The sequence below is a fragment of the Serratia sp. NGAS9 genome (assembly GCF_009905295.1).
In the GTDB taxonomy this organism is placed as follows: domain Bacteria; phylum Pseudomonadota; class Gammaproteobacteria; order Enterobacterales; family Enterobacteriaceae; genus Serratia; species Serratia bockelmannii.
The window spans coordinates 1,066,112-1,083,505 of record NZ_CP047605.1; the positions used below are offsets into that span (position 1 = coordinate 1,066,112).

Below are 17,394 nucleotides of genomic sequence, written 5' to 3' on the forward strand. Positions count from 1 at the left end.
CCGCGCGAGGTGCGCGGCCCTAGCGACGAGAGACGACTATGTTTGGTAAAGGCGGTCTGGGCAACCTGATGAAGCAAGCCCAGCAAATGCAAGAAAAAATGCAGCAGATGCAGGAAGAAGTCGCCAAATTGGAAGTGACCGGCGAGTCTGGCGCAGGCCTGGTGAAAGTCACCATCAACGGCGCACACAACTGCCGCCGCGTGGAGATCGATCCTAGCCTGATGGAAGATGACAAAGACATGCTGGAAGATCTGATCGCCGCCGCGTTTAACGACGCCGCGCGCCGCATCGAAGAGACTCAGAAAGAGAAAATGGCCTCCGTTTCCAGCGGCATGCAGTTGCCGCCTGGCTTCAAGATGCCGTTCTGATGCAAACCAGCCCGCTCCTTGAATCCCTGATGGAGGCGCTGCGCTGCCTGCCGGGCGTCGGCCCGAAATCGGCGCAGCGCATGGCGTTTCAGTTGCTGCAGCGCGATCGCAGCGGCGGCATGCGCCTGGCGCAGGCGTTGACGCGCGCGATGTCGGAAATCGGCCACTGCGCCGACTGCCGCACCTTCACCGAGCAGGACATCTGCACCATCTGCGCCAATCCGCGCCGTCAGCAAAACGGCCAGATTTGTGTGGTGGAAAGCCCGGCGGATATTCACGCCATCGAGCAGACCGGCCAGTTCGCCGGGCGCTACTTTGTGCTGATGGGCCATCTGTCGCCGCTAGATGGCATCGGGCCGGGGGATATCGGTCTCGATCGCCTGGAGCAACGGCTGGAAAAGGAAAGCATCACCGAAGTGATCCTCGCCACCAACCCGACGGTGGAAGGGGAAGCGACTGCCAACTACATCGCCGAGATGTGCGGCCAGTATGGCGTGCTCGCCAGCCGCATCGCCCACGGCGTACCGGTGGGTGGCGAGCTGGAGATGGTCGACGGCACCACGCTGTCGCATTCGCTGGCCGGGCGTCACGCCATCAAGTTCTGATGTTTTCCCGGACGGGGCCACTCGGCCCCGTCGTTTTTTTGCCAAAAATTTCCCGCCGTCCGCTTGAAAAACAAGACCCTGACCCTCATCTGATCCTCATTGTTCGATTTTGGTAGCCATTGTCTTTTGAGGTAATCAATGAGTATGAAAGGTCAAGAAACCCGCGGGTTCCAGTCTGAAGTAAAACAGCTGCTTCATTTGATGATCCATTCGCTGTACTCCAACAAAGAAATTTTCCTGCGCGAGCTGATTTCCAACGCCTCTGACGCCGCCGACAAGCTGCGCTTCCGCGCCCTGTCCGCGCCAGAGCTGTATGCCGGCGACGGCGAGCTGCGCGTGCGCTTGTCCTTCGATAAAGAGCAGCGCACCCTGACCATCGCCGACAACGGTATCGGCATGCGCCGCGAAGAAGTGATCGAAAACCTCGGCACCATCGCCAAATCGGGCACCAAAGCGTTCCTGGAATCCATCGGTTCAGATCAGGCGAAAGACAGCCAACTGATCGGCCAGTTCGGCGTCGGTTTCTACTCGGCGTTCATCGTGGCGGACAAAGTGACCGTGCGCACCCGCGCTGCCGGCGCCGCCGATGACGAAGGCGTGTTCTGGGAGTCCGCCGGTGAAGGCGACTACACCATCGCCGACATCACCAAAGAGACCCGCGGCACCGAAATCACCCTGCATCTGCGCGAAGGCGAAGATGAGTACCTCGACGCCTGGCGCTTGCGCTCGGTGATCGGCAAATATTCCGATCACATCGCCCTGCCGGTAGAGATCGAAAGCAAGAACGAAGAAGACGGCACCGTCACCTGGGAGAAGATCAACAAGGCGCAGGCCCTGTGGACCCGCAGCAAGGCTGACGTCACCGACGAAGAGTACAAAGAGTTCTACAAACACATCGCCCATGACTTCACCGATCCGCTGAGCTGGAGCCACAACCGGGTGGAAGGCAAGCAGGAGTACACCAGCCTGCTGTATATCCCGGCGCAGGCGCCGTGGGACATGTGGAACCGCGATCACAAGCACGGCCTGAAGCTGTACGTGCAGCGTGTGTTCATCATGGACGACGCCGAGCAGTTCATGCCGAACTACCTACGCTTCGTGCGCGGCCTGATCGATTCCAACGATCTGCCGCTGAACGTGTCGCGCGAGATCCTGCAAGACAGCCGTGTGACGCAGAACCTGCGCGGTGCGCTGACCAAGCGTGTGCTGCAGATGCTGGATAAGCTGGCCAAAGACGACGCCGAAGGCTACCAGAAATTCTGGCAGCAGTTCGGTCTGGTGCTGAAAGAAGGCCCGGCGGAAGACAACGGCAACCAGGAGGCGATCGCCAAACTGCTGCGCTTCGCGACCACCCACGGCGACAGCTCGGCGCAGACCGTGTCGCTGGAAGAGTACGTCGGCCGCATGGCGGAAGGGCAGGAAAAGATTTACTACATCACCGCCGACAGCTACGCCGCCGCCAAGAGCAGCCCGCATCTGGAGCTGTTCCGCAAGAAAGGCATCGAAGTGTTGCTGTTGTCCGATCGCATCGACGAGTGGATGATGAGCTACCTGACCGAGTTCGACGGCAAGCCGTTCCAGTCGGTCAGCAAAGCGGATGAAACGCTGGATAAACTGGCGGATGAAACCGAAGAGCAGAAGGCGGCCGAGAAGCAGCTGGAACCGTTCATCGAACGTGTGAAAACCCTGCTGGGCGAGCGTGTGAAGGATGTACGCCTGACGCACCGCCTGACCGATACGCCGGCGATCGTGGTGACCGACGCCGACGAAATGAGCACCCAGATGGCCAAGCTGTTCGCCGCCGCCGGTCAGCAGGCGCCGGAAGTGAAGTACATTTTCGAGCTTAATCCCGAGCATGCGCTGGTCAAACGAGCATCCGACGTGGGCGATAACGAACATTTCGCCGAATGGATCGACCTGTTATTGGATCAGGCGCTGCTGGCTGAACGCGGCACGCTGGAGGATCCGAACTTGTTCATCCGTCGCATGAATAAGTTGCTGTCCGCTTAAAAGCTGAAGATATGCGCCCTTAACGGCACCGTTAGGGGCGTATTTCCGGTTTTTCCCCGCTTTTTCTTGCCTTTTGTTCGTCCGTTTTTTTGCACATTCCGCAATCGATTTCCTTCGCGCGCCTTGAGCCTGCCCCCCCTGAAATGGTATCGTTGAGCGTTTTCGCAATTTTATAAAAACTACATAGCAAGGGGATTTACGCAATGCGTATCATTCTGCTGGGCGCTCCGGGCGCTGGTAAAGGTACTCAGGCTCAATTCATCATGGAGAAATACGGCATTCCGCAAATCTCCACCGGTGACATGTTGCGCGCAGCCGTGAAGGCCGGCAGTGAACTGGGCAAGCAGGCGAAAGAGATCATGGACGCCGGCAAGCTGGTGACCGATGAGCTGGTGATCGCGCTGGTCAAAGAGCGCATCACGCAGGAAGATTGCCGCAAGGGCTTCCTGCTGGACGGCTTCCCACGCACCATTCCGCAGGCTGACGCGATGAAAGAAGCCGGCATCAACGTGGACTTCGTGCTGGAGTTCGACGTGCCGGACGAGCTGATCGTTGACCGCATCGTTGGCCGCCGCGTACACGCGCCGTCCGGCCGCGTCTACCACGTGAAGTTCAACCCACCGCAGGTGGAAGGCAAAGACGACGTGACCGGCGAAGAGCTGACCACGCGCAAGGACGATCAGGAAGAGACCGTGCGCAAGCGCCTGGTGGAATACCATCAGATGACTGCGCCGCTGATCTCTTACTACAGCAAAGAAGCGGCAGCGGGCAACACCCAATACCGCAAAATCGACGGCACCCGCAAGGTGGCCGAAGTGAGCGCAGAGCTGGCGACTATCCTCGGTTGATAGCAAACTGGCTGTGCATGACGCCGGGCCTGTGGTCCGGCGTTTTTTTTTGCCGTTTTCCCGCCAAATTGTGATCGCGGCAGCTTGTTGCGGCCGTGCCCGTTAATCGCCCGCGCCAAATGGCGTATAACAAGCCTGCGTTTTCACCCTCAGCAGGGAGCCGGGCATGCTCAGACAAACCAATCTTCTGGCGGAAGCCACCGCGCGCCAGATCGTCCAGCGGGCGATGGGCATCATCAGCCATTCCGTCAACGTGATGGACAGCAACGGCGTGATCATCGCCTCCGGCAACCCGCAGCGCCTGTTCCAGCGTCATGAAGGCGCGGTGCTGGCGCTGGCGGAGAACCGGGTGGTGGAAATCGACCGCGCCACCGCCGAACACCTGAAGGGCGTGCGGCCCGGCATCAACCTGCCGTTCAGCTTTCGCAATCAGCGGGTGGGGGTGATCGGCATCTCCGGCGAGCCGGCCGAGGTGCGCGCCTATGCCGAGCTGGTGAAGATGGCGGCGGAGATGATGGTGGAGCAGGCGGCGCTGCTGGATCAGCACCAGTGGGAAAAACGTTACCGGGAAGAGCTGGCGAATCAGCTGCTGCAACCGCAGCCGAACACCGCGTCGCTGGAGGCGATGGCGGCGTATCTGGGATTGGATCTGCGCCAGGCGCGCATCGTCTGGATCGTCGAGCTGCAAGAGGCGCAGCCGCACCTGCTGCGTGAGCTGTTGGCGGAGCTGGAGGCCACCCAGCGCGACGCGTTGATCGCCATTACCGGCTTCAATGAAATGACCCTGTTGCGCCCGGCCTGCATGGCTCAGGGCGAATGGAGTTTGAAGCTGGAGCGCCAGCAGGCGCAGCGTTTGCAAAACCAGCTAAAACACCGCTTTCGGGTGCGGCTGATCGTCGGCGGTTTTTATGACGATCCGCAAAGCGCCTACCGTTCCAGCCTGACGGCGCGTGCCACCCAGGCAATGGCGCAGCGCCTGAAACTGCGTCACGCCACGCTGTTCTACCACGACTATCCGCTGCCGTCGCTGCTGTGCGATCTCGGGGAGGACTGGCGAGCGCAAGAGCTGGGGCGCCCCTGGCGGACGCTGGGCGAACAGGATGAAAAAGGCGTGCTGCGCGCCACGCTGCGCCACTATTTTTCGCAGAATTGTGATCAGACGCAGGCCGCCGCGCAGCTGCATATTCACGTCAATACCCTGCGCTACCGCCTGCAGCGTATCGAAGCCATAACTGGCATGAAAATCAATCAATTAACCGACGCTCTGCGGTTGTATATCGGCATGCTGATGCACGACTGAGTTGTGCCAACCCACAAATTTCGCGCCGTTCCTTCGGCAATTTTTTGTTGTTTCCCCTCAGGTCAACGCCGGGCGCGCGGGATATGTTGGCCTGCACATCAACCACGGAGAAAACAACAATGACAACCGTATCCACTCTGGGAGCGCTGGTGGCGTTAGCCGTCGCCATCGTCCTGATCCTACGCAAGGTGCCGCCGGCTTACGGCATGATTGCCGGCGCGCTGGCGGGCGGGCTGTGCGGCGGCGCCGATCTGGTGCAGACCGTAACGCTGATGATCGGCGGGGCGCAGGGCATCACCAACGCCGTGATGCGCATTCTGGCGGCGGGGGTGCTGGCCGGGGTGCTGATCGAATCCGGCGCGGCGCACACCATCGCCGGAACCATCGTGCGCAAGGTGGGCGAAACCCGCGCGCTGCTGGCGCTGGCGGTGGCTACACTGATCCTGACGGCGGTGGGGGTGTTTATCGATGTGGCGGTGATCACCGTCGCGCCGATCGCGCTGTCGATCGCCCAGAGGGCCGGCATTTCGCGCGCGGCGATCCTGCTGGCGATGATCGGCGGCGGCAAGGCCGGCAACGTGATGTCTCCCAACCCGAACACCATCGCGGCGGCGGACAACTTCCACGTGCCGCTCACTTCGGTGATGATGGCCGGCATCGTGCCGGGGCTGTGCGGCCTGGTGGTGGCCTATCTGCTGGCGCGCCGCCTGAGCGATAAAGGCGGCAGGGTGATGGCTGAAGAGCTGACTCAGCATGCCGAAGGGGCGCGGCCGGGCTTCGCTGCGGCGATCAGCGCGCCGCTGGTGGCGATCCTGCTGCTGTCGCTGCGGCCGATCGCCGGTATCGCCGTCGATCCGCTGATCGCGCTGCCTGCTGGCGGGTTGGCGGGCGCGCTGCTGATGGGGCGCATCCGCCAGTGCAATCAGTTTATGGTTTCCGGCCTGTCGCGCATGGCGCCGGTGGCGATTATGCTGCTCGGCACCGGCACGCTGGCGGGCATTATCGCCAACTCGGCGCTGAAGGATGTCTTGATTAACGGTTTGACGCACACCGGGCTACCGGCCTGGCTGCTGGCGCCGCTGTCCGGCGCGCTGATGTCGATGGCGACCGCCTCGACCACCGCCGGCACCGCCGTGGCTTCCGGGGTGTTCAGCTCCACGCTGCTCGAGCTGGGGGTGAGCGGATTGGCCGGTGCGGCGATGATCCATGCGGGCGCCACGGTGCTGGATCACCTGCCGCACGGCAGCTTCTTCCACGCCACCGGCGGCAGCGTCAATATGGCGGTGCACGAGCGGCTGAAGCTGCTGCCGTATGAAACGCTGGTGGGGTTCACCATTGCGGCAATCTCGGCGCTGATGTTTGGCGTATTTAACCTGGCGGGATAAGGAACAGTGATGAAAACGCTGAAAAAAGTGGTTATTGCCCCGGATTCTTTCAAAGAGAGCCTGAGCGCGCTCGGCGTCGCTGACGCCATCGAGCGGGGATTCCGCCAAATTTACCCGCAGGCGCACTACGTGAAGCTGCCGATGGCGGACGGCGGCGAAGGCACAGTGGAGTCGATGGTGGCGGCCACCGGCGGCGAAATCGTCCAGGTGACGGTCACCGGGCCGCTGGGGGAGCCGGTGTTGGGATTTTATGGCCTGCTGGGCGACGGCGAAACCGCGGTGATTGAAATGGCCGCCGCTTCCGGGCTGCATTTGGCGCCGCCCAACCGGCGCGATCCGCGCATCACCACCAGTTACGGCACCGGTGAGCTGATGCTGGCGGCGCTGGAGCGCGGCGTGAAGGCGATCATTCTCGGCATCGGCGGCAGCGCCACCAACGACGGCGGCGCTGGGATGATGCAGGCGCTGGGCGTTAAATTGCTGGATAAGGATCGCCGGCCGCTGCCGGTGGGCGGTGCGGCACTGGCGCAGCTGGCGCATCTCGATCTCGCCGGGCTGGACGCGCGTTGGCAACGGGTGAGCGTAACCGCCGCCTGCGACGTGGATAACCCGCTGTGCGGCGAAAAGGGCGCGTCGGCGGTGTTCGGGCCGCAGAAGGGGGCGACGCCGGAGATGGTGGCCCAGCTCGATGCGGCGCTGCATCACTATGGCGAACTGCTGGAGCGGGAAACCGGCCGCGCCGTGCTGACCCAGCCAGGGGCGGGCGCGGCCGGCGGCATGGGGGCGGCGCTGCTTGGCATGCTCGAAGCGCGCTTGCGGCCGGGCATCGAGATTGTCACCGAAACCCTGCGCCTGGATGAAGCGGTGCGCGATGCCGACTTGGTGATCACCGGCGAAGGGCGGCTGGACAGCCAGTCGATCCACGGCAAAACGCCGATCGGCGTGGCGCGAGTGGCCAAGCGTCACGGCGTGCCGGTGATCGCCATCGCCGGCAGCCTGACGCCGGATTATTCGGTGGTGCATCAACACGGCATCGATGCGGCGTTTTCGGTGCTCGATCGCATCGTGACGCTGGAAGACGCGCTGGCGGACGCCGATCGCAATCTGCAGGTGACGGCGCGCAACGTGGCGGCGGTATGGCAACTGGCGCAAGGGGGAAGCCCACAGGGATAACCTGTTGCTGTTATCGGTTCCGACGCAGGACTTTTCCGTTACAATAGCCGGCATTAATGGCTGCTGACATCCCGACCCAGAACGGAATGCCGGCCGGAAAGGAAATGAGGGGAACTGAGATGAAGCAAGAGAAACACGGCGTATTGCTGGTGAACCTGGGCACACCAGATGCGCCGACCTCGTCGGCGGTCAAACGCTATCTGAAGGAATTCCTCAGTGACGATCGCGTGGTCGACACGGCGCCGCTGATCTGGTGGCCGATCCTCAACGGCGCGATCCTGCCGATCCGCTCGCCGCGCGTGGCGAAGCTCTATCAGTCGGTGTGGATGGAAGAAGGCTCGCCGCTGCTGGTATACAGCCGCCGCCAACAGCGGGCGCTGGCGGCGCGCATGCCGAATACGCCGGTGGAGCTGGGAATGAGCTACGGCTCGCCAAGTTTGGCGGAAGCCATCGACAAGCTGCTGGCGCAAGGTGTGACCAACCTGGTGGTGCTGCCGCTCTACCCGCAATACTCCTGTTCCACCAGCGCGGCGGTATGGGATGGCGTAGCGCGAGTGCTGAAAGGCTATCGCCGCTTGCCGTCGGTGGCCTTCATCCGCGATTACGCCGAACACCCGGCCTATATCGCCGCGCTGCAGCAAAGCGTGGAGCGCTCGTTCGCCGAGCACGGCCAGCCGGATCGGCTGGTGCTGTCGTTCCACGGCATCCCCAAACGCTATGCGCGCCTGGGCGACGACTACCCGCAGCGCTGCGAGGATACGCTGCGTGCGCTGAGCGCCACGCTGCCGCTGGCGCCGGAGCGCGTGATGATGACGTACCAATCGCGCTTTGGCCGCGAGCCGTGGCTGACGCCATACACCGATGAGACCCTGAAGGGGCTGCCGGCGCAGGGCGTGAAGCACATTCAGCTGATTTGCCCCGGTTTCTCGGCGGACTGCCTGGAAACGCTGGAAGAGATCAAAGAACAGAACCGCGAGATCTTCCTCAAGGCCGGCGGCGAGAAGTTTGAATATATCTCGGCGTTGAACGACGAGCCGGCGCATATCGATATGATGCAGCAGCTGGTGGCGCAGCGCCTGTAATCATCCATAATCTGTCTATTAGATGCATCGTGATCGGGCGGGGATGTGTTAACATTCTCCGCTTGTTAAACCGTCACCACCGCCAATCACATGAAATTTCCTGGTAAACGCAAGTCCAAACACTATTTCCCGGTGAGCGCCCGCGATCCGCTTCTGCAGCAGGCTCAGCCCGAAAGTGAAATCAGCACCTCGTATATCGTCGGCATCGATCAGACGCTGGTGGATATCGAGGCGAAAGTGGACGACGCTTTTGTCCAGCGCTACGGCCTGAGCCTGGGCCACTCTCTGGTGATCGAAGACGACGTCGCCGAGGCGCTGTATCAGGAACTGAACGAAAACAACCTGGTTACCCATCAGTTCGCCGGCGGCACCATCGGTAACACCATGCACAACTATTCGGTGCTGGCGGACGATCGCTCGGTGCTGCTCGGCGTGATGTGCAGCAACGTGAAAATCGGCAGCTACGCCTACCGTTATCTGTGCAATACCTCCAGCCGTACCGATCTCAACTATCTGCAGGGCGTAGACGGCGCCATCGGCCGCTGCTTCACGCTGATCGGGGAAAGCGGCGAGCGCACCTTCGCCATCAACCCTGGCCAAATGAACCAGCTGCGCCCGGAAAGCATTCCTGAAGAGGTGATCGCCGGCGCGTCGGCGCTGGTGCTGAGCTCTTATCTGGTGCGCTGTAAGGAGGGGGAGCCGATGAAGGCCGCCACCCTGCAGGCGATCGAATATGCCAAAAAACACGACGTGCCGGTGGTGTTGACGCTGGGCACCAAGTACGTGATCGCCGACAACCCGCAGTGGTGGCGCGACTTCCTGAAGGAAAACGTGACGATTCTGGCGATGAATGAAGACGAAGCGCTGGAGCTGACCGGGCTGAGCGATCCGCTGACCGCCTCGGACATGGCGCTGGAGTGGGTGGATCTGGTGCTGTGCACCGCCGGGCCGAACGGCCTGTATATGGCGGGTTACACCGAAGAAGCCAACAAGCGCCAGACCCAGCACCCGCTGCTGCCGGGGCATATCGCCGAGTTCAACCGCTACGAATTCAGCCGCGCCATGCGCCGCGAACACTGTGAAAATCCGCTGCGCGTTTATTCGCACATCGCGCCTTATATGGGCGGCCCCGAGAGGATCATGAACACCAACGGCGCCGGCGACGGCGCACTGTCGGCGTTGCTGCACGATATCGCCGCGAACGGCTATCACCGCCATAACGTGCCGAATTCCAGCAAGCACGTGCGCAGTTACCTGACATACTCTTCGTTGGCGCAGGTGTGCAAATACGCCAACCGCGTCAGCTACCAGGTGTTGAACCAGCATTCGCCGCGCCTCACTCGCGGCCTGCCGGAGCGCGAAGACAGCCTGGAAGAGTCTTACTGGGAGCGTTAACCCGCGCGCACAAAAAAAGGTCCGGCATGCCGGACCTTTTTTTGTGCGCGCGGGGCGTTTCAGATCGGGCAGCCGCCCATTTTTTCTTCTTCGCTCAGGGTGTCCAGCTGCAGGATGTTCAGCATGCTGTTGGCGATCTCCCGTTCGCCCATTACTACCTGATTGGCGCCGCGATCGGTGATGTAGGCCACCTCGTCGTCGTAGTGGGCGCGGGCGATGATCTCGATGTTCGGGCGCTTGGCGCGCGCCGAGGCGACGATCTCGCCGGCCTCATAGCCGTTGGGGATAGTCAGCAGCAGCCAGCGTGCGCAGTCGAGCCGCGCCAGATCCATCACTTCCGGATTGGCGGCGTTGCCCAACACCGTCTTGATGCCTTGCTCGCGCAGCGCTTCCACCCGCGGGCGGGAGTTTTCGATCACCACCAGCGGAATGCCCGCCTCGGCTAGTTTGCCGCCCAGCAGGCTGCCGACGCGGCCGTAGCCGACCACCAGCGCATGGTTGCACATCTCTACCGGGATCTGCTTCTCTTCTTCCACCGCCTCTTCGAGGATTTGCTCTTCGATGGTTTCGGTCTTGGCCAGATAGCGCTCCAGCAGGGTGAACAACAGCGGGTTGAGCATGATCGACAGGATAGCGCCTGCCAGCACCAGATTGCGACCGTGTTCCGACATCATGCCGAGCGTGATGCCAAGGCCCGCCAGAATAAAGGCGAACTCGCCGATCTGTGCCAGGCTGGCGGAGATGGTCAGCGCGGTGCGCTTGGAGTGGCCGAACATTTTCACCAGCAGGAACGCAGCGGCGGATTTGCCGAACACGATGATCGCCAGCGTCGCCAGCACCGCCAGCGGTTCGTTAATCACGATCATCGGATCGAACAGCATGCCGACCGAGACGAAGAACAGCACCGCGAACGCGTCGCGCAGCGGCAGGGTATCGTGCGCCGCGCGGTGGCTCAGTTCGGACTCGTTCAGCACCATGCCGGCGAAGAAGGCGCCCAGGGCGAAGGAGACGTCGAACAGTTTCACCGCGCCGTAGGCGATGCCGAGCGCCAGCGCCAATACCGCCAGGGTGAACAGTTCGCGCGAGCCGGTGCTGGCGGTTTTCGACAGGATCCACGGTACCAGACGGCGGCCGACCACGATCATCAGCGCGATGAAGGCGATGACCTTGCCGATGGTCAGCGCCAGCTCCATCAGCAGTTGGCCGCTGCTGGCGTTGTTGTTGCCCAGCATGTTGCCGAAGGCCGGTAGTAACACCAGCGTCAGCACCATCGCCAAATCTTCGACGATCAGCCAGCCGATGGCGATTTGCCCGCGCTGGCTGTCGATCAGCTGCCGTTCCTCCAGCGCGCGCAGCAGCACCACGGTGCTGGCGGTGGAGAGACAGAGGCCGAACACCAGCCCGGAGATCAGATCCCAGCCGAGCAGCTTGGACAGCCCCATGCCGAGCAGGGTAGCGACGGCTATCTGCGCCACGGCGCCGGGTATGGCGATAGATTTTACTGCGAGGAGGTCTTTCAAAGAGAAGTGCAGGCCAACACCGAACATCAACAGGATAACGCCGATTTCCGCCAGTTCCGGCGCCAGTGAGGTATCAGCAACGAAACCGGGGGTGAACGGGCCGGCGAGTACCCCTGCGGCCAGATACCCCACCAGAGGGGAGATGCGCAGGCGGTTCGCCAGCATGCCGAGGAGGAAGGCGAGTACTAACCCTCCGACGATGGTGGTAATGAGCGGTGTTGAATTATGCATCCATACTCCTTCTGGCTATGCATCGCGGCACGGGAGAAACGCAACAAAGTTACGAAAAGATACATTTAGTTTATTGCATTTGTTCGCGGCTTGCTTGGCTAATTTGGCCTTTTTTGTAAAAAAGCAGAGGATTTCACTCAAGGCGGGGCAATAAGGGAGTTTTGTGTCAGATAAGCCAAATAACATTGATTTATCCGTAGGATAACCCGGATGAATAAATAATTTCATCCGGGCGGTTCGCGGGGTTATTGCGGTTTATGCTCCATATTGGGCAGTAGCGCGGTGATAATGCCGATCAGCGGTAGGAAAGCACAGATTTGGTAGACCAGTTCGATACTGGTTAAATCGGCGACATAACCAAGAACTGCCGCGCCTAACCCGCCCATACCGAAAGCAAAACCGAAGAATAAGCCGGAAACCATGCCGACTTTACCGGGGATAAGCTCCTGAGCGTAGACCAGAATGGCGGAGAACGCCGAGGCGAGAATAACCCCGATGATCACCGTTAAAATGCCGGTCCAATAGAGTGATGCATAGGGTAAAACAAGGGTAAATGGCGCAGCGCCGAGAATAGAGCCCCAAATAACGTATTTACGCCCTATCTTATCGCCAAGAGGCCCGCCGATAATGGTGCCAGCCGCTACTGCGAACAGGAAGGCGAACAGATGAATTTGCGCATTCTGCACTGAAACGCCGAACTTATGTATCAGATAAAAGGTGTAATAGCTGCTAATGCTGGCCAAGTAGAAGTATTTGGAGAAAATTAGCACCAGAAGAATGCCCAGCGAGTAGGCAACGGTACGTTTTGGCAGCGGTTTCAGCATCGACGGGCTTTTCGGCTGCCCTTTAGTTGCCCGGTGCTGATGTTGATACCACTTGCTGACCTGCAGCAATACCACGATCGCCAGCAGTGCCGCCAGCGTGAACCAGGCGACGTTGCCTTTGCCGTAAGGCGCGATGATCAGCGCGGCCAGCAGCGGGCCGAGCGAGCTGCCGAAGTTGCCGCCGACCTGGAACAGCGACTGCGCCAGGCCGTGTCGTCCGCCGGAGGCCATGCGCGCCACGCGCGAGGATTCCGGGTGGAAGACCGATGAGCCGGTGCCCACCAGCGCCGCCGCCAGCAGCACCAGCGGGAAGGTGTTCGCCACCGACAGCAGCAGCAGGCCGGACAGGGTAAAGCCCATGCCGATCGGCAACGAGTAAGGCTGCGGGTGTTTATCGGTGTAATAGCCGATCAACGGCTGCAGCAGCGAGGCGGTTAGCTGATAGGTCAGGGTGATCATGCCGATCTGCACGAAGCTGAGGTGAAAATCGGCTTGCAGGATCGGGTAGATCGCCAGGATCAGCGACTGGATCATATCGTTGAGCAGGTGAGACACGCTGATGGCGCCAAGGATGGAGAAGGCGGTTCCCTTCACCGCACTGCCCTTGGCGGGCGGCATCGCGCTTTGGCTACTGTCGGTCATATTATTATTAGCCTGAGAAGTTGTTGAGCACAGAGATGACATCTTAGGCAGGGCGCCCAATTTTTACCATATCTGAAATAATCAGACTCACATCGCAAAAATTTGAAATCAGCTGTCATTAATTCGCGCTACAATTCCGCCCTCATCATAAAAGCTATTGAATACACGGAGATCCGCCATGCGTTTTTCGCTGAAAACCACCGCATGCGCGCTGGCCGTTTCCCTGACGTTGCTGTCGGGGGCCGCCAGTGCCTGGGAAAAGGATAAGACCTACGCCATCACCATTCTGCATACCAACGATCATCACGGTCACTTCTGGCAGAACGATCACGGCGAATACGGTCTGGGCGCGCAGAAAACGCTGGTGGACGGCATTCGTCAGGAAGTGGCGGCGCAGGGCGGCAGCCTGCTGTTGCTGTCCGGCGGCGATATCAACACCGGCGTGCCGGAATCGGATTTGCAGGACGCCGAGCCGGACTTCCGCGGCATGAACCTGGTGGGCTATGACGCGATGGCGATCGGCAACCACGAATTCGACAACCCGCTGAGCGTACTGCGCCAGCAGGAGAAATGGGCGACCTTCCCGCTGCTGTCCGCCAATATCTATCAGAAAAGCACCGGCCAGCGCCTGTTCAAGCCTTACGCCTTGTTCGACAAGCAGGGCATCAAGATTGCCGTGATCGGCCTGACGACCGACGACACCGCCAAGATAGGCAACCCGGAGTACTTCACCGACATGGAATTCCGCGTGCCGGCGCAGGAAGCGAAGCAGGTGGTGGAGCAACTGCGTAAGGACGAGAAGCCGGACGTGATCATCGCCGCCACCCACATGGGGCACTATGACAACGGCGAACACGGCTCGAACGCGCCGGGCGACGTGGAGATGGCGCGCAGCCTGCCGGCCGGATATCTCGACATGATCGTCGGCGGCCACTCGCAGGATCCGGTGTGTATGGCCGGCGACAACCGCAAACAGGTGGATTATGTGCCGGGCACGCCGTGCTCGCCGGATCGCCAGAACGGCACCTGGATCGTGCAGGCGCATGAGTGGGGGAAATACGTCGGGCGCGCCGACTTCGAATTCCGCAACGGCGAGCTGAAGCTGGTGCATTATCAGCTGATCCCGGTAAACCTGAAGAAGAAGGTGGAGAAGGCGGACGGCACCAGCGAGCGGGTGTACTACACCCAGCAGATTGCGGAAGATCCGACCATGATGAAGCTGCTGACGCCGTTCCAGGATAAGGGCAAGGCGCAGCTGGGCGTGAAGATCGGCAGCGTCAACGGCAAGCTTGAAGGCGATCGCAGCAAGGTGCGCTTCGTGCAGACCAACCTGGCTCGGGTGATGCTGGCGGCGCAGAGGGAGCGCGCCGACGCCGACTTCGCCGTGATGAGCGGCGGCGGGGTGCGCGATTCGATTGAAAGCGGCGATATCACCTACAAGAACGTGCTCAAGGTGCAGCCGTTTGGCAACACGTTGGTGCATGTCGATATGAAAGGCCGTGAGGTTGAACAGTATCTGGCGGTGGTGGCCAACATGAAGCCGGACTCCGGCGCCTACGCCCAGTTCGCCAACGTCAGCCTAGTGGCGGACGGCAAGGGCGTCAGCGAGGTGAAGATTAACGGCCAGCCACTGCAGGCGGATAAAACCTACCGCATGGCGACACTGAACTTCAATGCGCTGGGCGGCGACGGCTATCCGAAGCTGGACGGGCTGCCGAGCTACGTCAACACCGGCTTTATCGATGCCGAAGTGCTGAAGCAGTACATCGAGAAACACTCGCCGCTGGATGCGGCGGCCTACGAGCCAAAGGGCGAGATCGTCTATCGATAGAGGTGTAGCGGAACGGCGTTCTCGCTTGTCGCGGGGGCGCCGTGCCCGCCTTCGCGAGCCTCCTCTCCATCAACGCCTTCTGTCGGCGTTGCCGTTTTAGACGGCGTCTTACTTTCGTCTCTCCATATACGCCCTCGCTGGGCAACCCATCATATTCTTGAAAAAAGTGGCGAAGGCGCTGTCGCTGGAAAACGCCAGCTGGCCGGCGACCTCGGATTGGCTCAGCCCTGCGGCCAACATCTCTATCGCTTTGATCAGGCGCCATTGCTGACGCCACTGTTGATAACTGAGACCGGTTTCACGGCGGAAAATCCGGCTGATGGTTTTCTCGGAAGCGCCGCCATAGCGCGATAGCTCGTGCAGCGGCGGAAGCATGTCCAGATTGGCCAGATGGCGCAGGCGCCGGTCGCTGGGCAGCGGCAGCAACGTCAGTTCGCGCGGTGCGGCGGCGATCTCGTCGAGGCAGACCGCCAGAATATTGGTGTGAGGCCCGTGCTGCCAGTCGGTGTCGAAGGCGGCGAACGCGATGCGTTCCAACACCTCGCGCAGCAGCGGCGAGGCTGTCAGTACGGCAAGCTGCGCAGGCAGACAGGCATAGCGATCGGCGTCGAGATAAAGCGAACGGTAACCGACGACGCCGTTGACCTGAACGCGGTGAGCCACCTGCGGCGGGATCCAGGCGACTCTGCCCGGCGGCAGCATGCAGATGCTTTGGTTGAGCGTGATGCGCATGCTGCCTTGCTGACAGAACAGCAACTGCCCCCTGTCATGCCAATGCGTGCCCGAGTCGTGCTGCGCCAGTTCGGCGGCGATCCCGAGTACCCCGTTGTCGAGCGTATCCGGATTAAAACTGTCCTGCGCCTGAAGCCACGCCATAGTATGTCCGATTTTGTAAATTTATTGTCTTTTATATTGTAATCGGTACCGGGGAGCTGATGCTACCTTGTGCAGCCTATTCTTGGCTACAGGATCTGTTATGCAACGTAAACTGACACTGACGTTGGCGACGTCGATGATGATGTTTCCCCAGGTGGTGGAGACCATCTACAGCCCGGCATTGACGCACATTGCGCACGGTTTCCGGGTCAGTGCGGAGATGGCGGCGCAAACGCTCTCTTGTTACTTTTTCGCTTTTGCGCTCGGCGTGGTGGTATGGGGGCGGATGTGCGACGTCATCGGGCGGCGTCCTACCATTTTGGCCGGGCTGACGCTCTATCTGCTGGCTTCTATCATCGCGCTGTTCAGCGGCAGCTTCAGCGTGCTGCTGGCGGCGCGTGTGCTGGCCGCCTTTGGCGCGGCGGTCGGTTCGGTCGGGACGCAAACGGCGATTCGCGATCGCTTCGACGGTTATGAGTTGGCGCGGGTGTTCTCGGTGATGGGGATCGCCATGGCGATCAGTCCGGCGGTTGGCGTGTTGAGCGGCGCAGTGCTGACTTACTATTGGGGCTATCAGGGGGTGTTCGGCGGTTTGGCGCTGTTGGCGGCGCTGTTGTTGGGCTATGCCGGTTGGCAACTGCCGGAGACGCGTCCGCAACAGGTGGTGAAGAGTTCATTTTTCGGCACGCTGGGGCGGATGATCAAGGACGGGGATATTTGGCTCAGTGCGCTGTTGGTGGCGTTGTTCAATATTTGCATGTTCAGCTATTACCAACTGGCGCCATTCCACTTCTCAGCGTTGGGATTGCCGGCGCAGTGGTTCGGTTATACCGGTTTGGTATTGGCGGTCGGAGTGGGTATCGGCGCGGCGATCAACAAGTTTTTGATCGGCAAACGCTGGCTGTTCCCCGCACTGTTGATGCTGGCCTGCGCGCTGTCGCTGACCGGCGGCCTGCTGGTATTGCTGCTGGAAGGGACCTTGTGGTTTGTTCTGCCGATGCTGCTGGTGGTGATGGCGTACGGCATCGCCATTCCCAATATTCTGGCGCGCGCGCTGCGCCATTATAAAGACTGCATGGGCACTGCCGGCGCCATCCTTGGCCTGATGTATTACCTGATGCTCGGCGGTGGCCTGGTGCTGGCGGGGCTGTCGCTGCACCTGGGTGCCGTGCTGTCGCTCTGCAGTCTCTGCGTGCTGCTGTTGGCGTGGCGGGTGGCGCACAACGAGCGTCGTTTGGCGTTGCCTGCGCGTAGCTGAATGATAAACGGGGCGGACATTCTCGCCACCGCTGCCTTCCAATGAT

General features: G+C 61.0%; 14 protein-coding genes. 11 read left to right on the forward strand and 3 right to left on the reverse strand.

The window, feature by feature from the left end; all coding sequences use genetic code 11:
* Positions 1 to 38 precede the first annotated feature (38 nt).
* The 9 genes from GUC32_RS05020 to GUC32_RS05060 all read left to right on the forward strand — a co-directional run bounded on the left by GUC32_RS05020 (position 39) and on the right by GUC32_RS05060 (position 10,166).
* Positions 39 to 368 carry a YbaB/EbfC family nucleoid-associated protein gene (locus GUC32_RS05020; RefSeq protein ID WP_025301790.1) on the forward strand — a complete coding sequence of 110 codons (330 nt, stop codon included), beginning with the start codon at positions 39 to 41 and terminating at the stop codon, positions 366 to 368.
* The gene (gene recR, locus GUC32_RS05025) at positions 368 to 973 is read left to right on the forward strand and encodes a recombination mediator RecR (protein ID WP_025301791.1); all 606 of its coding nucleotides are present in this window, start codon (positions 368 to 370) and stop codon (positions 971 to 973) included. Before GUC32_RS05020 ends, recR begins: the two co-directional genes overlap by 1 nt.
* A gap of 144 nt (positions 974 to 1,117) precedes the next feature.
* Entirely contained in the window at positions 1,118 to 2,983 is a 1,866-nt protein-coding gene (gene htpG / locus GUC32_RS05030; RefSeq protein ID WP_038628970.1) for a molecular chaperone HtpG, read from the forward strand.
* A 203-nt stretch (positions 2,984 to 3,186) separates the two neighbouring features.
* A complete protein-coding gene (gene adk / locus GUC32_RS05035) occupies positions 3,187 to 3,831 on the forward strand; it encodes an adenylate kinase (protein WP_025301793.1) in 645 nt (214 codons plus the stop codon).
* Between the two features lie 166 nt (positions 3,832 to 3,997).
* Complete coding sequence (locus tag GUC32_RS05040; RefSeq protein ID WP_025301794.1) at positions 3,998 to 5,131, forward strand: sugar diacid recognition domain-containing protein; 1,134 nt, start codon at positions 3,998 to 4,000, stop codon at positions 5,129 to 5,131.
* A gap of 119 nt (positions 5,132 to 5,250) precedes the next feature.
* Positions 5,251 to 6,516, forward strand: coding sequence for a GntP family permease (locus GUC32_RS05045; RefSeq protein ID WP_369435588.1), 1,266 nt, complete (start codon positions 5,251 to 5,253; stop codon positions 6,514 to 6,516).
* Between the two features lie 9 nt (positions 6,517 to 6,525).
* Positions 6,526 to 7,689: a glycerate kinase gene (locus GUC32_RS05050; protein WP_025301796.1), complete on the forward strand. Its 1,164-nt coding sequence runs from the start codon at positions 6,526 to 6,528 to the stop codon at positions 7,687 to 7,689.
* 119 nt (positions 7,690 to 7,808) lie between these two features.
* Positions 7,809 to 8,771 carry a ferrochelatase gene (gene hemH, locus GUC32_RS05055; RefSeq protein ID WP_004940253.1) on the forward strand — a complete coding sequence of 321 codons (963 nt, stop codon included), beginning with the start codon at positions 7,809 to 7,811 and terminating at the stop codon, positions 8,769 to 8,771.
* Positions 8,772 to 8,861: 90 nt separating this feature from the next.
* Positions 8,862 to 10,166, forward strand: coding sequence for an inosine/guanosine kinase (locus GUC32_RS05060; protein WP_025301797.1), 1,305 nt, complete (start codon positions 8,862 to 8,864; stop codon positions 10,164 to 10,166).
* 59 nt (positions 10,167 to 10,225) lie between these two features.
* Here GUC32_RS05060 and ybaL read toward each other — a convergent pair whose 3' ends face one another.
* Positions 10,226 to 11,917 carry a YbaL family putative K(+) efflux transporter gene (gene ybaL, locus GUC32_RS05065; RefSeq protein ID WP_025301798.1) on the reverse strand — a complete coding sequence of 564 codons (1,692 nt, stop codon included), beginning with the start codon at positions 11,915 to 11,917 and terminating at the stop codon, positions 10,226 to 10,228.
* Positions 11,918 to 12,162: 245 nt separating this feature from the next.
* The gene (locus GUC32_RS05070; RefSeq protein ID WP_173889312.1) at positions 12,163 to 13,383 is read right to left on the reverse strand and encodes an MFS transporter; all 1,221 of its coding nucleotides are present in this window, start codon (positions 13,381 to 13,383) and stop codon (positions 12,163 to 12,165) included.
* A gap of 178 nt (positions 13,384 to 13,561) precedes the next feature.
* On the opposite strand from GUC32_RS05070, the gene ushA reads away from it, so the two are divergent.
* Entirely contained in the window at positions 13,562 to 15,214 is a 1,653-nt protein-coding gene (gene ushA, locus GUC32_RS05075; protein ID WP_025301800.1) for a bifunctional UDP-sugar hydrolase/5'-nucleotidase UshA, read from the forward strand.
* Positions 15,215 to 15,322: 108 nt separating this feature from the next.
* On the opposite strand, the gene GUC32_RS05080 is transcribed toward ushA, so the two are convergent.
* A complete protein-coding gene (locus tag GUC32_RS05080) occupies positions 15,323 to 16,090 on the reverse strand; it encodes a helix-turn-helix domain-containing protein (RefSeq protein WP_369435589.1) in 768 nt (255 codons plus the stop codon).
* A gap of 100 nt (positions 16,091 to 16,190) precedes the next feature.
* On the opposite strand from GUC32_RS05080, the gene GUC32_RS05085 reads away from it, so the two are divergent.
* Positions 16,191 to 17,348 (forward strand): multidrug effflux MFS transporter, encoded by a 1,158-nt coding sequence (locus GUC32_RS05085; RefSeq protein WP_060447635.1) that lies wholly within the window; start codon positions 16,191 to 16,193, stop codon positions 17,346 to 17,348.
* Positions 17,349 to 17,394 lie beyond the last annotated feature (46 nt).

Bases quoted from the DNA above. Each gene is read 5' to 3' on its own strand.
- GUC32_RS05020 (WP_025301790.1), top strand. From the start codon at position 39: ATGTTTGGTAAAGGCGGTCTGGGCAACCTGATGAAGCAAGCCCAGCAA.
- recR (WP_025301791.1), top strand. From the start codon at position 368: ATGCAAACCAGCCCGCTCCTTGAATCCCTGATGGAGGCGCTGCGCTGC.
- htpG (WP_038628970.1), top strand. From the start codon at position 1,118: ATGAAAGGTCAAGAAACCCGCGGGTTCCAGTCTGAAGTAAAACAGCTG.
- adk (WP_025301793.1), top strand. From the start codon at position 3,187: ATGCGTATCATTCTGCTGGGCGCTCCGGGCGCTGGTAAAGGTACTCAG.
- GUC32_RS05040 (WP_025301794.1), top strand. From the start codon at position 3,998: ATGCTCAGACAAACCAATCTTCTGGCGGAAGCCACCGCGCGCCAGATC.
- GUC32_RS05045 (WP_369435588.1), top strand. From the start codon at position 5,251: ATGACAACCGTATCCACTCTGGGAGCGCTGGTGGCGTTAGCCGTCGCC.
- GUC32_RS05050 (WP_025301796.1), top strand. From the start codon at position 6,526: ATGAAAACGCTGAAAAAAGTGGTTATTGCCCCGGATTCTTTCAAAGAG.
- hemH (WP_004940253.1), top strand. From the start codon at position 7,809: ATGAAGCAAGAGAAACACGGCGTATTGCTGGTGAACCTGGGCACACCA.
- GUC32_RS05060 (WP_025301797.1), top strand. From the start codon at position 8,862: ATGAAATTTCCTGGTAAACGCAAGTCCAAACACTATTTCCCGGTGAGC.
- ybaL (WP_025301798.1), bottom strand. From the start codon at position 11,917: ATGCATAATTCAACACCGCTCATTACCACCATCGTCGGAGGGTTAGTA.
- GUC32_RS05070 (WP_173889312.1), bottom strand. From the start codon at position 13,383: ATGACCGACAGTAGCCAAAGCGCGATGCCGCCCGCCAAGGGCAGTGCG.
- ushA (WP_025301800.1), top strand. From the start codon at position 13,562: ATGCGTTTTTCGCTGAAAACCACCGCATGCGCGCTGGCCGTTTCCCTG.
- GUC32_RS05080 (WP_369435589.1), bottom strand. From the start codon at position 16,090: ATGGCGTGGCTTCAGGCGCAGGACAGTTTTAATCCGGATACGCTCGAC.
- GUC32_RS05085 (WP_060447635.1), top strand. From the start codon at position 16,191: ATGCAACGTAAACTGACACTGACGTTGGCGACGTCGATGATGATGTTT.